Origin of the sequence: Pseudomonas sp. ARP3 (assembly GCF_001029595.1) — a bacterium.
In the GTDB taxonomy this organism is placed as follows: Bacteria; Pseudomonadota; Gammaproteobacteria; order Pseudomonadales; family Pseudomonadaceae; genus Aquipseudomonas; species Aquipseudomonas rhodesiae.
This window is the reverse complement of the sequence record NZ_LEKF01000015.1, coordinates 85,157-100,726: the sequence shown is the minus strand read 5'-3', so window position 1 is coordinate 100,726 and position 15,570 is coordinate 85,157. Positions and strand designations below refer to the sequence as shown.

The window sequence follows — 15,570 nt, the reverse complement described above, 5'->3', positions numbered from 1 at the left end:
GTGGGAGGGGGCTTGCCCCCGATGGTGGAGTGTCAGCCTGTGGTTTTTTAGCTGATGCACCGCTATCGGGGGCAAGCCCCCTCCCACCTTTGATAGCCATTCCAGGCGATGCGGTTTCAGCTGACACTCCGAGGTGCCTGGGTGTGGGGCCGCTTCGCGGCCCAGCGCAGGGCAAGCCTGCTCACTGATGTACATGTATGCAGCTGATCTAAAGGTGGGAGGGGGCTTGCCCCCGATGGCGGAGTGTCAGCCTGTGGATGTTTAACTGATGCACCGCTATCGAGGGCAAGTCCCCTCCCACCTTTGATAGCCATTCCAGGCGATGCGGTTTCAGCTGACACGCCGAGGTGCCTGGGTGTGGTGCCGCTTCGCAGCCCAGCGCAGGGCAAGCCTGCTCGCCAATGTAAATGTATGCAGCTGATCTAAAGGTGGGAGGGGGCTTGCCCCCGATGGTGGAGTGTCAGCCTGTGGTTTTTTAGCTGATGCACCGCTATCGGGGGCAAGCCCCCTCGCACCTTTGATAGCCATTCCAGGCGATGTGGTTTCAGCTGGCACGCCGAGGTGCCTGGATGTGGGGCCGCTTCGCAGCCCAGCGCAGGGCAAGCCTGCTCGCCAATGTAAATGTATGCAGCTGATCTAAAGGTGGGAGGGGGCTTGCCCCCGATGGCGGAGTGTCAGCCTGTGGTTTTTTAGCTGATGCACCGCTATCGGGGGCAAGCCCCCTCCCACCTTTAATAGCCATTCCAGGCGATGCGGTTTCAGCTGACACTCCGAGGTGCCTGGGTGTGGGGCCGCTTCGCAGCCCAGCGCAGGGCAAGCCTGCTCGCCAATGTAAATGTATGCAGCTGATCTAAAGGTGGGAGGGGGCTTGCCCCCGATGGCGGAGTGTCAGCCTGTGTATTTTTTAGCTGATGCACCGCTATCGGGGGCAAGCCCCCTCCCATCTTTGATAGCCATTCCAGGCGATGTGGTTTCAGCTGACACGCCGAGGTGCCTGGATGTGGGGCCGGTTCGCGGACCAGCGCAGGGCAAGCCGGCTCACCACAGAATTACTTGTCAGCCTTTAGGATTTGCGTGGAGTGTCAGACCGCGCTCACGTTGACCCAGCGTTCCTCGCGGGCCGCCAGGCGAATCGCGGTCGCCAGCCGCTCCACGGCCCACGCCGCTTCAAAGTCAGTGCCGTCCGCGCCCTGGCCGGCCACCGCCATGATCAGTTCCTGCACTTCCAGGGTTTTCAATTCGTTGTAGCCCAGTTGATGCCCCGCCGCCGGGCTGAAGGCCGCGTAACCGGGCAGGGCGGGGCCGGCCAGCAGGCGCTGGAAACCGTCCTGGCCGACGCGGTACAGGCGCAGTTCATTCAAACGTTCCTGATCGAACGCCAATGTGCCCTGTGTGCCGCTGATCTCAAAACTCAGGTGGTTCTTATAACCGTGTTTGAGCCAACTGCTGCTCACTGTGCCGCGCGCGCCATTGGCGAAGCGCAGCAGGGCATGTACCTGATCGTCCACCGCGATGGCCTTGCGTTCGGCGCTGCCGCTGACCGCAGGGCGTTGGCTGTGGACGGTCTGGGTGTCGGCGCACACGCTGACGACATCGCCCACCAGATAACGCGCCATCGACAATAAGTGGCTGCCCAGGTCCGCCAGGGCGCCGCCGGCATGTTCGACTTCGCAGCGCCATGACCACGGCGACTGCGGGTCGGCCATAAAGTCTTCGCTGAATTCACCCTGGAAACTGATGATCTCGCCCAGCTCGCCGTTGGCAATCATCTGCCGCGCCAGGCCGATCATGGGGTTGTGCTGATAGTTGTAACCGACCCGCGTCACCACCCCGGCAGTGCTCGCCGCCCGGCGCATGGCGTCGGCCTGTTCAAGGCTGACGGCCAGAGGTTTTTCGCAGTACACCGCCTTACCGGCGGCAATCGCCGCCATGGCCATGGGGTAATGCAGGTGGTTGGGGGTGGTGATGGCCACCACGTCGACGGCGGGGTCGTCGATCAGCGCCTGCCAATCGCCGTGGGCCCGGGCAAAACCCCAGGCGCGCGCGCAGCGCTGGGCGCGTTCGGTGTCGGCATCGGCCAGGGCGGCGAGCTTGAGGTGCACCGGCAATTCGAATACCGCCCGGGCGTTATTGAACGCCAGGGCGTGGGCACGGCCCATAAAGCCTGTGCCGATCAAGCCGATTCCGAGTTCGCGCATAGCCTTTGTTCCTTTGGATTATTGTTGTGAGGAAGGCTATTAATGGAATAAAAATTCCCAAAATTCAATAGATGGAATAAAAATTCAGCATGCACGCCACAATCAGCCTGACGAATGCGGCTATATTCACCGCATGGCCAAACGCCGCCAGTTAACAAAACATAACGTAGCACCGATTGTCAGACGATTCGAAAGCCCGATAGGATGGCGCCAGCTTCCTCCAGGCGCTCTAGATTGCAGGTTTCAGAGCCCGGGATGGCAAGACCTAACAATAATAAATGGGAGAAAGGTCTATGAGTGAGCCTGTCATGGGTTGGGTTGTCTGCCGCCCACGCGCCGCACGCAGAGTTGCGTTGCTGGCCACAGCGCTCTCGCTGTTTGGCGCCGTTGCATGGCCGACTGCGGTCCAGGCCGCCAGCGATACCCCCGCCGCTGCGGTGTTTGCGATTGAATCCCCCAAGGCCGCCAAAGGCCTGATGATCGACGTGGTCCACGCCGGCAAACGCCTGGTGGCGGTCGGTGATCGCGGGCATATCCTCTATTCCGATGACCAGGGCGCCACCTGGGCCCAGGCCAAAGTCCCCACCCGGCAATTGCTCACCGCCGTGTTTTTCGTCGATGACAAACACGGCTGGGCCGTGGGCCACGATGCGCAGATCCTCGCCAGCACTGACGGCGGCGCCACTTGGACCCAGCAGTATCAAGACCTCAAGCGCGAAGCGCCGTTACTCGACGTGTGGTTCAAGGACGCCAGCCACGGCTTGGCCGTCGGCGCCTACGGTGCGTTGCTGGAAACCAACGACGGCGGCAACACCTGGGAAGATGTCAGCGACCGCCTCGACAACGAAGACCAGTTTCACCTCAACGCCATTGCCGCCATCAAGGACGCCGGGCTGTTTATCGTCGGCGAGCAGGGCAGCATGTTTCGTTCCAGCGACGACGGCCAGACCTGGGAAAAACTCGAAGGCCCCTACGAGGGTTCGCTATTTGGTGTGATCGGCACCGCCCAGCCGCAAACGCTGTTGGCCTATGGCTTGCGCGGCAATCTTTACCGCTCCACGGATTTCGGCAGCACCTGGGAACAGGTCGAACTCAAGGCCGCGCGCGGTGCCCTGGAGTTCGGTTTATCGGGCGCCACTTTGCTCGAAGATGGCTCGTTGGTGGTGGTGGGCAACGGTGGCAGCGTGGTGGTCAGCCACGACGACGGTCAGACCTTCAGCGTTTTCAACCGTCCGGACCGCATTTCCCTCTCGGCGGTGACCGCGGCCGGCAATGGCAACCTGATTCTGGCCGGGCAGGGCGGTGTGCGCGTCGCCCAGCCAACCGGCGCTGAACTCGAAAAACAATAAGAAGGCAGAGAAAGCATGAGCAGTCATCACAACGATAAAGCGACCTTTCTTGAGCGCCTGATTTTTAACAATCGCCCGGCGGTGATCGTGATCTGCCTATTGGTGAGTGCGTTCCTGTTCTGGCAAGCGACGTTGATTCGCCCGTCCACCAGCTTCGAAAAAATGATCCCCCTCAAGCACCCCTTCATCGAAAAGATGATGGAGCACCGCAACGACCTGGCCAACCTGGGCAACACGGTGCGTATCTCGGTGGAAGCCAAGGACGGTGACATTTTCACTAAGGAGTACATGGAGACTCTGCGGCAGATCAACGACGAGGTGTTCTATATCTCTGGCGTCGACCGCTCGGGTCTCAAGTCGCTGTGGAGCCCCAGCGTACGCTGGACCGAAGTGACCGAAGAAGGCTTCGCCGGTGGTGAGGTGATCCCGCAGAGCTACAACGGCTCGCCGCAAAGCCTCGACCAACTGCGCAACAACGTGCTCAAGTCCGGTCAGGTCGGGCGTCTGGTGTCCAACGATTTCAAATCGAGCATCGTCGATATCCCGTTGTTGGAGTCGTACCCGGACCCGCAGGACCAGGGCAAATTGCTCGCCCTGGACTACCGCAAGTTCTCCCACGAACTCGAAGATAAGATCCGCGACAAGTTCGAAGCGCAGAACCCTAACGTCAAGATCCATATCGTCGGCTTTGCCAAGAAGGTCGGCGACCTGATCGACGGCCTGGTGATGGTGGTGATGTTCTTCGGCATCGCGTTCGTCATCACCCTGGTGCTATTGCTGTGGTTCACCAATTGCCTGCGCAGCACCATCGCGGTGTTGAGCACCACCCTGGTGGCGGTGATCTGGCAACTGGGGCTGATGCACTTTTTCGGCTTCGGGCTGGACCCGTATTCGATGCTGGTGCCGTTCCTGATCTTCGCCATCGGTATTTCCCACGGCGTGCAGAAGATCAACGGTATCGCCCTGCAATCCAGCGAGGCCGATAACGCGCTGACCGCGGCGCGCCGCACGTTCCGGCAGTTGTTCCTGCCGGGCATGATCGCGATCCTCGCCGACGCAGTGGGCTTCATCACCCTGCTGATCATCGACATCGGTGTGATCCGCGAACTGGCCATCGGCGCGTCCATCGGCGTGGCGGTGATCGTGTTCACCAACCTGATCCTGCTGCCGGTGGCGATCTCCTATGTCGGCATCAGCCGGCGCGCCATTGCCAAGAGCAAGAAAGACGCGAACCGCGAACATCCGTTCTGGCGCCTGCTGTCGAATTTTGCCAGCCCGAAAGTCGCACCGATCTCCATCGCCCTGGCGTTGGTCGCCTTTGGTGGCGGCCTCTGGTACAGCCAGAACCTCAAGATCGGCGACCTGGATCAAGGCGCGCCGGAGCTGCGCCCGGATTCGCGCTACAACAAAGACAACAACTTCATCATCAGCAACTACTCCACCAGCTCCGACGTGCTGGTAGTGATGGTCAAGACCAAGGCCGAAGGCTGTTCGCGTTATGAAGCCATGGCGCCTATCGATCAGTTGATGTGGAAGATGCAGAACACCGAGGGCGTGCAGTCGGCGATCTCGCTGGTGACCGTGTCCAAGCAGATGATCAAGGGCATGAACGAGGGCAACCTGAAATGGGAAACCCTGTCGCGCAACCCCGATGTGCTGAATAACTCCATCGCCCGCGCCGACGGCCTGTACAACAACAATTGCTCCCTGGCGCCGGTGCTGGTGTTCCTCAACGACCACAAGGCTGAAACCCTCGACCGCGCAGTGCATGCGGTGCAGGAATTCGCCAAGGAAAATAACCGGGACGGCCTGGAATTTATCCTGGCCGCCGGTAACGCGGGGATCGAGGCGGCGACCAACGAGGTGATCAAGGAGTCGGAGCTGACCATCCTGATCCTGGTGTACCTGTGCGTGGCCACCATGTGCATGATCACCTTCCGTTCCTGGGCCGCGACCCTGTGCATCGTGCTGCCGCTGGTGCTGACGTCGGTGCTGGGCAACGCGCTGATGGCGTTCATGGGCATCGGCGTCAAAGTGGCGACCTTGCCGGTGGTCGCCCTGGGAGTGGGGATCGGCGTGGACTACGGCATCTACATCTATAGCCGCCTCGAAAGCTTCCTGCGTGCGGGGTTGCCGTTGCAGGAAGCCTATTACCAGACCCTCAAGTCCACCGGTAAAGCCGTGCTCTTCACCGGCCTGTGCCTGGCGATCGGCGTGTGTACCTGGATCTTCTCGGCCATCAAGTTCCAGGCCGACATGGGCCTGATGCTCACCTTTATGCTGCTGTGGAACATGTTCGGTGCGCTGTGGCTGCTGCCGGCCCTGGCACGCTTTCTGATCAAACCGGAAAAACTGGCCGGCCAGAAGGGCAACTCACTGTTCGCCCACTGACCGGTGCGCGGCCCGTGCTTCAGGCACGGGTCGCCGCAGGCGGTGCGATGGCCAGGAACAAGCGGTCGAGCGGCGGGGTGATGCGCACATACAAAATGCTGCGCAGCGGCACCGCCCCCGGCTCGCTATGTTCAAGCAAGCGCGCTTGTACTGGAGCCTTCAACAAGTCTTTTTGCGTGTACTTGCGCTGTTCGGGCAGTTTCAGGTGCGCACGGGTGTATTCGGCTGCCGGTGCGGTGGCGGTGGCGTAGTGAAAGTGCGCGTACCACAACACTTGCGGCGGTTTCTGGGCCTTGTCATACACCGCGTACTCCGTGAAAAAATCCCCGCTCAAGGTGGGCCGCTGCGGGTCGGCCAGGCTGGTCAAGTTGATATCGATCTGTTGGTGGCGCCATAGGTAATCGATGCCGTCCAGGCTCGGCCATTGTTTTTTATACGCCGCGCTGCAGCGTTGCTCCGCTGTACGGCGCATATCCCGTGCATGGTTGCGAAACTCCTCGGCCAGGTCCATGGCGCTGGTTTGGTTGGCATGCTCCCCAGCCAGCGCGTCGGCCACCCCATCGAGTTGGCGCGCCTGGGTGTCGAGCCAATGGTCCCAGTCCGCCGGGTCGATGGATTGTCGAGTGCGTGGGTCGTCGAGCTTGAGCTGCTGGGCCTCGATGGTGCGCTCAATCGCCGCGCGTTGACGGATCAGCCCACGGCCTTCTTCGCGCAGGGTGGCGAAGGACGGCTTGGGTGGGGTGATTACAGCCGGCGCCTCAGGGGTTTCAAGCACCTGGGCCCAGCCGTCGGACGTAGCCTCGAAGGTGCTGATGGGGCTGCCGGTAAAGCTGTCGGTGATGGTCAGCTGTTCCTGCTGTCGAGTGCCGCGCGTCACCTCGCCGACCCGGTAGTGACGCTTGCGGGTTTTGAACACACGGCTTGTGGCGGGCTTGCTGCGCAGGGTTTTCGCCAGCGACACGCTCACGGCCAGGGCTTCCTGGGCGCGAACGACGTTTTCCAGCTCGGTCTGGGCCAGGGTCTGCGCATGATCCAGACGCTGGACAAACCGCTCGACGATGCTGGCGTTCAAGCGCGCGGGGTTGATGGCCTTCAGCGCCTGCACGCCGTTGGCGTAGCTGCGGTAGCTGTCCAGCAGGCTTTCATACAGGTTGCGTTGATCGTCCAGGGCGAAGCCTTCGCTGCTGCGCACGCTGATGTGCGATTGCACGGCCTGGTGGATATCGAGGCGGTCCAGGCGCTCCACATACAGGGCCTCCTGGGGCGGCAAGTGTTCACCCGTATCGACGATGACCACGCTCGCCAGCGACGACAGCGCACGCAGGCGCATGTTCTCACCGAAGAAATTCTGCGGCTCGATGATCAGTGCCAGCAGCTTCTGACGGATTGCGCGCCCGGCGGCGGAGTCGTGCTCCAAACGTTCCAGGGTGTCCTCCAGCGCGGTGGCGGTGGCGGCCAGCCGATCGAGCGCATCGGCCATGTCGATGCTGCGGGCGACGTGTTCGTAATAGGCGTTCAGGTTACCGAAGGCGCGCTCGACCACCATGCGCCGTTCGACCTGGGCCATGGGTTCGCCGCGGTCGGAAAACAGCAAGGCATTGGCCCAGTTGCGCTGGTAGTGATGCAGGGAAAACTGCTGGTTCCACAGGGTTTCGAGCACTTTGGCGCGGTCTTGCACGTGCACGCCGGCACCGCCAACATGTTCCAACTGTTGCCCGACGCTCACCAGTTCTTGGCGCAGGCGGACGCTCTCGTCCAGCCGTTCGCTCAGGCGCTCCAGCAGAATCTCGAACTGCGCGCGCAGCGTGCTGTGGCGTTGCACCTCCAGCCCATGGCGTTGCCGCAGCGCGGGTTTTTGCTGCTCGCTGGCTTTGTCCAGCAGGTTCCAGGTCAGCTTCAGCACACGGCTCTGGTCGGCCAGGCGTTTGCCGGCGTCGGCCAGGCTGTCCAGCGCCTGCTCCAATGGGCGCATCAGCGGTGGGATATCGGCGCTTAAGGTTTGCAGGCGTTCCACCAGCGCCTCTTTGCGGCGTCGGCTTTCCTCACGCAACGCCGCGATGCGCTTGGGCCCGCCCCCTTCGAGTTTGAGTCCGCGATCCAGGCGCCAGTGGCCCTGACCGTCGGTCTTGAGCTTGATGCCGGGGTGCTCGGGCTTCTCGGGATGGATGATGTACACCTCGCCAAAGCCCGGCACTACCGACACTTCAAACAACAGCCCGGCGACCGAGGCGTGCCAGCGTCCGTCGATGTTGAACAAGCCCTTAAGCGCGCCACTGTCCATGGCTTTCGGGGTGGGTTGCGGCCAGGGTTTGTGCACGCTCAGCAGCTTGTCCAACAGACGCCCGGCGGCGCTGTCGCTGGCCAGGGAGCGGTCGAAGTCCAGCAGGGTGCGCCCACCTCCGGGCGGCTCGGCAGGCAGGCCCACCGTGCCGCGGCGAATATCTGCCTGGCGGATGCGCAGCGGTTGGCTCAGGGGCCGACGCAGGGGCAGGCGGGCCTGTGTTTGTGAGTGCCGTGTCGCCTCAATCGGCATATCGCCCGCCTGGGCCTGGTGCATCAGCACCATGGCGATGTTGAGCAACAGATCGACCCAGGCCAATTCCCGCGCCACCGGATCGGCGCTTTGCAGGTTCGGCAGGTCTTGCCTGAGGCCCTGCATCATTTGCAGCATCCAGCCCACCACGGCCAATGGTCCCCGGGCTACCACCAGCAGGGTGTTGAAGCCCAGTTGCACGCCTTCGAGCAGCAGCGCCCAGCGGCTTTCGCTGTTGGAGGTGGACTCGCGCTCGGCCAGTTCCACCAATTGCCGCGCTTCGGCGCCGAACAGGTATTCCAGCAGCCGATTATTGTTGAGGAACAGGCGCATTTCATCCGCGCTCTCGTCGTCGGCCTCGGCGAGGGTCGCCGGGCTCGGACGACTGGGCAATACGTCGAACTCCGAGCCCTGGTAGAAACGGATGATATGGGGCTCCAGAAAGCCGCCATTGCTGTAGATCGCCCGCGCGCTGTCGGGCAGCCAGGTCAGCACACTGTCTTGCAGCGGGCCGGGACGCGTGATGGCGCTCAGTAACTGTGCGCGGCTGGGGAACTCCAACAGCGCCGGCTGATAGGCCGGACGGTAGAGCAGGTGCGGACCTTCCTGGCCGTTGCGCGCTTCGATGATGAACATGTTGGGGACCGTGTCGGCCTGGGCGTCGGCTTTCCGCTTGAAGGCCAGCGGGCGCATGATGATTTCCGTGCCTTGCACCCAACGCTGCGCACGGCTTGCGCCCAGTACCGCACACACATAGTGCACGCCGCGCCGGGTCAGCCCGGCCTCACCCTTGATCAAGGCTTCCAGGGCTTGCAGTTTGAGCCGCACCGGATGCTGCTGGATAAACAACTGCTGACGTCGCTGCGCCTGCGCATTGGGCGCCAGCAATTGTTCGCGCAGGTAAGCGGGGTAGGTGCGGCCGATGTCCACCTGTTGCACTAGGCGCATCAGGTAGTCCGGCGTCAGCCAGGCTTCGATGGGCCGCCCGGAGCGGTGATGCAGGGTGACGCTGCCGCTGGGTTTGCCGCAGAGGTTTTTCAGCGCCAGGTCCACCAGGCTCAGGGTCACCGGTTGCACATAGCCGCTTTGCAGAGTGCCGACGGACACCGCAAAGGTCAGTTGCAGGTCTTCGGCGCGATAGGCCAGCGCGGACTCGTCGGTGCAGCGGTCCTGGCGCTCGAGCGCCGCATTGCGCGCCTGGCACAGTTGCGGGTTCAGGCGGCGGGCGGCAAAGCGGCGGATATCGTCGATGCCGTCCAGGTAGCCCGCACCGTCGTTGAGGCGACGCAGGCTGGCCTGCTCCAGCAGGCATTGGCGATAGCTGAAGCGCTCGCTGGCCGAGGCGTTTTTCAGCCAGGCGGGCAGTGCGCCGTCAATGGCGTCGAGGGGCTGCGCCGGCGTGGTTGGCGCGCTGATAAAGCCAGGCGCCAGGTCGGTGAGGGCGGCCACTTGGCTTTCCAAATCGGCCAACGTGCTATGGGCGGGCAGGCGCAACGCCGCCAGATCGTCCAATTGCCGGTTGAGCAGCAGCGCGGCTTGTAGCTCGAAGATGTCGCCGTCGGGCTCGTACTGGCGCCAGGTGATCCGGTCGGCGAGGTAGCGCGCCTCCAGGCGCTCGCCCCACGCCTGCCCGAAGGCTTGCAAACTGGCGAAGGCTTCCACGGTGCCGGGCAGGCTATACAGCCAGACGCGTTCGCCGCTGACGATCAACAGCTCGCTGCATTGCAGGGTCAGCCGGGTCTGGCCGCGTACCAACAGGGCTTCCAGGGTATAGGCATACACCCTGTTGTCCGGGGCGGTTTGCTGGCGGCGCGCTTCGCGTGCCGGGTGGCGCGCCAGGGCGGTGAGGGCCTGGAGCTGCTCGTGGTCGCTGGTCGATTGGCTGATCGCACACTGGCGAAACAGGCTGTGCAGCACTTCGCCAAGCCATTGCCAGTGGCTGATGCCGGCGCTGTCGACCTCATCCCAGAAGCTGCTTAGCGCGGCTTGCAATGTCGCCGGCAGCAGGGTTGGCAGCTCGCGGATGATGCGTTGCAGGTCGTTCAGGGGGACGGCGGGTTCGGTCAAGCGGTTGCCGCTGGCATCGCTCAGGTAGGCGTCGAGTCCGGCGCGGGTGGCGAGGTCGGGCAGGGTGCCGTTGGCCAGGTAGGTCAGGGCCATTTGCAGCACAGAGGGCAAGGCGCGGCCGCCACCGTCGCGTGGGTGGGCCAGGTATAGCTCGGACAGTGGCCGGGTCAGGGGCGGGCTGAGTTCTTTGAGGCTGTCGCTCAGTCGCTGCGCGGTGGCCGAGCGCAGGGTCGGCCGCGCCTGGAAGCGCGCCTGTACGGCGTGCGCGAGGATCAGGTGATCGGGGCTGGGCATGGGGGGAGTCCTTTCTTGATTCTTGATTCTTGATGGGAGGGCGATGCTTACGGCGCCAGCGGCAGAAACCAACGCTCGGCCAGGGCCTTGCCGATCAAGCCGCGGTGTACGTTCACCACCGCCTGAGGGTTTTGCGTTTTGGCCAGCAGCGAGTAGTAGCTTTGCTTCTGCTGGGCTTTGGTTTTCAGGTGCGCGACGCTGTAGTCGGCCTTGGGCGTATCGTGTTTGGGGTAATGAAAGTGCGCGTACCACAGCGGTGCGCCATTGAGGTCGGTGACGGCGTATTCCTGGATAAAATCGCGCCGCTCGCCGCTCAGTGGCACACGCTCGCTGTAGCGCGCGATGGCCACTTGTTTCTGCGCGAGCAGGTATTCCAGGTTGCCGTGGGTGGGGGGCAATTCCAGGCTCAATTGCAGGCGCAGGGCATCGCCCTGGCGGGTCAGGCGCATGCCGGCCTCGCGCAGCTGGGTGGCCAGCGCCAGGTCGGCGGCCAGGCGTTCGGCCAGGGGCAGGGCCTGGATCGTGCGGTCTAGTTCGGTGGCCAACCTGTCGTAGCGCGTACCCTCGTAATGCAGGATTTCCTGCACTTCCTCAGGATGACGGCAGACGCTGCGGTAGCGCTGCGCACGTTGCAGATGGGCGTCGAGCATGGCCAGCAATTTGCGGGCTTCACCCTTGACCAGGCTCAAGCCACGGGAGGGGGCGGGTGGCGGCGGTGCGAGGGGTTCTTTGAACTCGACCCATTCATCGCCGTCCTGGGAGTACAGGCTTAGCAATTGGTTGCTCTCTTCCGAACGCACCTCCACCACTTCGATCGGCAGGCTGCTGCCGGCTGGCTTCAAGTCGCCGATCAGGGTGCCTTTGCGCCGCGTGCGGATGACTTTTTTCTGCGGTTTGCCCGGCGCCGTCGGCTGGCGCTTTGGCGTACGCACGGGGTTGGGATCGCTTGGCTGAATGGCGTTGGCCAGTTGCAGGTTGACGTCTTGATACAGCTCCTCGATCAGCATGAACAAGGGCGCCGAATAGCTTTGCTCCAGGCCTTCCACATCGACGATGTTCAAACCTTGCAGAGCGTCCAGAGCGCGTCCGTAGTGTTCCACCAGGCTTTCCAGCACGCTGATGCGCTCACTGGCGGGTAGCTCCAGGGCGTTGAGTTCGCTGTGGGTTCGCACCTGCTCGACCAGCGGCGCTATGAGGGTGTCGAGCCTGTCGAGCCGCACCGAGTCGAACCCTCGCGTCGCCAGCCAGCGCAGGGTGCGAATCTGCAAGGCCTGGATCGCCAGCACACTGATTTCGTCGGGGCGGTCCTGGGTCAGGCGGGTAAAGGCGTCTAGGCCCAGGCCGCCCAATTCGTGCAGTTGGGCGAGGTAACGGTCCTTGACTTTCAGCCACTGGATCGAGCGCTCGTTGATCGCCAGCAGGTCCTTGATAAATTGCTCGTGGCCGGCGCGGTTGGCCAGCACCGCCTGTTTCAACGCCGCGCCCAGGCGCGTGAACGGTGCATTGGCCGTGTACAGCGCTTGGCGATCGGTTTCGGCGATGACCACCAGTTTGCGCCCGTTGTTGACCATGTTTTCCATCAGGGCTGCGACGGTTTGCGTCGACAGCGGGATACTCAGCTCCCGTCGTTCCTGCACGCTGTCGAGAATCTGTTGGTATGCCTGGGTCTGGGTCAGCAGCGCGTTTTCAAATTGCCGACGTTTTTCGGCGCGCTGTGCCGGTGTGAAGCGTGGGTCGTCCTGGGTCTTCTCCATGACGGCCTGGGCCACGTCCACGCGCTTTTGCTGCTGGGTTTGCTGACCCAGAAAGTGGCGGTACTCGCTGCTCAAGGTCTCGACGCGCTTGGCATTGAGCTGACGCCGTGCGGCGATGCGGTTGGACGGCATACCGCCGCGCAGACGCAGGCGCGTATCCACGCTCCAGTTCCCCTGTCGATCATTGCGCAAGGGCGGGCCTCGGCGGTCGCTGTCGACGGGGTCGACGATCAGTACGTCGCCAGTATTCGCTTCCATCCACACCCGAAACCACTGGCCGTCCAATTGGGCGTACCACTGGTTGTCGATGCGGTACAAGCCTTTGTGCGGCCCGCTCGCCACCGGCTCGGGCACATCGGGCGGCGGCGTGGTGCTGTAACTGTTCAGGCGTGCGCGCTGACTGGCGGTCAGGCGCCAGTGGGATTGAGCGAAACGGAAGTCCAACAGCGCTTTGTCGGTGCCTGGCAATACACCGGGCAACCCGACGCTGCCTTGATGGATACGCGGCGCGGGCGGGGCCGGCCAACGCTCGGCGAGCTGGCGCGGCAATGCCAGGGGCGGGCGCCGGCTCCGTGCTGGGGCAGTGGCGCCAGCGGGCAACGGCGGGCCTTCGAACAACGACAGGCCCAGGTTCAGCAACAGGTCGACACTGGCCAATTCCCGCGTTTGCGCATCCATGGCGTTCAGGCCCTGAATGTCTTGTTTAAGGCTGTTGTAGAGATTGCCCAGCCAGGTGGTGAGCAACAGCGGGCCGCGTAACAACGGGTACAGCACCCCACCGAACAACAATCCGCCACCTTCGAGCAGCAGTTTCCAGCGGCTTTCGTGGTTGGACACCGATTCGCGGTCGGCCTGGGCGACCAACGCGCGGGCGTTGCTGCTGTACAGGTACTGCATCAGACGACCGGTGATCAGGCATTGATGCAGTTCATCGTTCAGCCCGTCCTCCGACAGGGTGGCCGGCCCAGGCGTGCGCAGGGGGCTGAATTCATCGCCCTGGCCGAAACGCAGGTAATGGGGCTGACGAAAACCGCCGTTGGCATACACCGGGCGCGCGCTATCGCTCATCCACAGCAATACGCTGTTCTGCACCTCACCCGGGCTGGCGATGGCCTCCAACAGCGCTGCGCGGCTGGGGAATTCCAGCAAGGCTTGGGGGTAAAGCGGGCGATAGAGGATATGGGGACCACTGGCAATGTCCTGGGCTTCGATCAGGTACATGTTGGTCACCACGTCGGGGCTGGCCGCCGGATGACGCAACAGTGCCAAGTGGCGAATGACCACGGCCTGCTGATCGGCCACCGTCAGGGCCATGAGCGCCGCCACACGCCGGGCGCCGTCGCGGGTCATGCCGTTGGCGCCGCGCAGGCTCTGCTCCAGGGCCAGCAGCGGCAGTTGCGCGGTGAGCTGGTCGGCGAACAGTGTTTCGCGTCGACGGGTTTCTTCACTGGGGCCCAGCAATTGGTCCTCCAGCAATCGTGGGTAATGCAGGCCGATGTCGACGCGTTCGATCAGGCCGTTCGAGCCGGTGAGGTAGTCGGCGGTCAGCCAACCCGGGACTGTCAGGCCGGCGCGATGGGCGATGCGCATCTCGCCGCTGGGGCGTGCGCTCAGGTTATTGATCGCCAGGTCGGTGAGGCTCATGCGTTCGTGCTGGGTGATGCCGACGGTGCCGGGGAAACCGGCGGAAATGGCAAAGGTCAGTTCCAGTTGGTCGGGGTCCAGTGCCGCTACGTCGGCCTGTGCCACGCCTTCAAGGCGCACCGCGTCGGCTTGCAGCTCGCGCAGCAGGCTGGCGACGGTGAAGGCGTGAATATCCGGGATGCCGCTCAGAAAGGTGCGGCCGCCGCCACGCCGCTTGGCACTGGCCAGGGCCAGGCTGTAGCGGCGGTAGGCGGCCTGGGCGCTGCTGTCGGCGTCCTTGAGGCCGCTGGGCAAATGGGTGCGCAGCGTGGCCAATAGATCCGTGGGCACGCTGGGCGCGTCGAGAAAGTACGCCGTCGGGTCGACAAGCCCGCGACAGTGCGCCTGTAGCGCGGCGAACCCGCCGTTGGCCGGCAGTCGCAGTGCGCCAAGTTGTTCCAACTGTTGATTGAGGATGAGCGCGGCTTGATGGTCGAATATATCGCCGTCCGGTTCGTAGCGTTGGATCAGCACTTCGTCGAGGTGATAACCGGACGCCATGCGTTGCCCCCAGGCCTGGGTCAACGCATCCATGGACGGGAACGCTTCGATAGTGCCGCCGGGGCTGCACAGCAATACCGTCGCAGTGCCATTGGTGGGGCGGGTCAGCACCAGGTGTGGGTCGAGCACCGTGACACGGCGCTCGGCGCTGCGCAGGGTGGTTTCCAGGCAATAGACCAATACCGCCTGGGCGCCGTGGCGGCTCATGCGTTGCTCACGGTCCGGGGTGGCGGTCAGTTGGTCGAGGGTTTGTCGGGCCGGTTCCGCCAGGTCGGTCCGGCGCAGGGCGGCGATATGCAGCGTGTCCTGGAGCAGGCGGGCCATCCAGCGCCATTGGCCGTTGCCGGTGTGGTCGCGCCAGTAATCGTTCAGCGCGTTCTGCAAACCCACGGGAACCGTGTCCGCCAGTTCTTTGATCAGGCCCTCGATGACTTGCATGTCCAGCCGCGATTTGCCGTCTTGCGGCAGTGTCAGCCGACGCGGCGGGCTGGTGGTGAGGTAGAAACTCAGGTTGCCGATGTCGCTGAAATCCAGGTTGGCGGTGCCGCCCAGGTAGTCCTGCACCACAGAGAGCAGCGGGCGGAATACCCACTGCTTGCCGTTGGGCGTGGCCAGGCGCGTCGCTGAGAGGTCGAGGGCCAGGGCAGGGTAGCGCTGGGCAATGGCATCGCTGAGCAGTTGGCTGACCACGTGGGCCACGTCCGGCAGCCCGGCAAAGTGAGCGGCGACCGCCTGCGCCGCGGTGTTGGTCACCCCCGGCAGCAGGGGGGCGGGGTGGACGGGGGTTGAGTCGGGCATTG

The 15,570-nt window shown here is 63.5% G+C and carries 5 protein-coding genes; 2 read left to right on the top strand and 3 right to left on the bottom strand.

Annotated features, from left to right (window positions below; all coding sequences use genetic code 11):
* Positions 1 to 1,082: 1,082 nt before the first annotated feature.
* Positions 1,083 to 2,198 (bottom strand): Gfo/Idh/MocA family protein, encoded by a 1,116-nt coding sequence (locus ABX75_RS17740; RefSeq protein WP_047882365.1) that lies wholly within the window; start codon positions 2,196 to 2,198, stop codon positions 1,083 to 1,085.
* A 308-nt stretch (positions 2,199 to 2,506) separates the two neighbouring features.
* Here ABX75_RS17740 and ABX75_RS17735 point away from each other — a divergent pair, with 308 nt between their 5' ends.
* Positions 2,507 to 3,547, top strand: coding sequence for a YCF48-related protein (locus ABX75_RS17735; RefSeq protein ID WP_177329693.1), 1,041 nt, complete (start codon positions 2,507 to 2,509; stop codon positions 3,545 to 3,547).
* Between the two features lie 15 nt (positions 3,548 to 3,562).
* A complete protein-coding gene (locus ABX75_RS17730; protein ID WP_034098248.1) occupies positions 3,563 to 5,938 on the top strand; it encodes an RND family transporter in 2,376 nt (791 codons plus the stop codon).
* Between the two features lie 19 nt (positions 5,939 to 5,957).
* On the opposite strand, the gene ABX75_RS17725 is transcribed toward ABX75_RS17730, so the two are convergent.
* Both ABX75_RS17725 and ABX75_RS17720 read right to left on the bottom strand, forming a co-directional pair.
* A complete protein-coding gene (locus ABX75_RS17725) occupies positions 5,958 to 10,832 on the bottom strand; it encodes a dermonecrotic toxin domain-containing protein (protein WP_047882364.1) in 4,875 nt (1,624 codons plus the stop codon).
* A gap of 47 nt (positions 10,833 to 10,879) precedes the next feature.
* Positions 10,880 to 15,568 (bottom strand): hypothetical protein, encoded by a 4,689-nt coding sequence (locus tag ABX75_RS17720; RefSeq protein WP_047882363.1) that lies wholly within the window; start codon positions 15,566 to 15,568, stop codon positions 10,880 to 10,882.
* Positions 15,569 to 15,570: the final 2 nt, after the last annotated feature.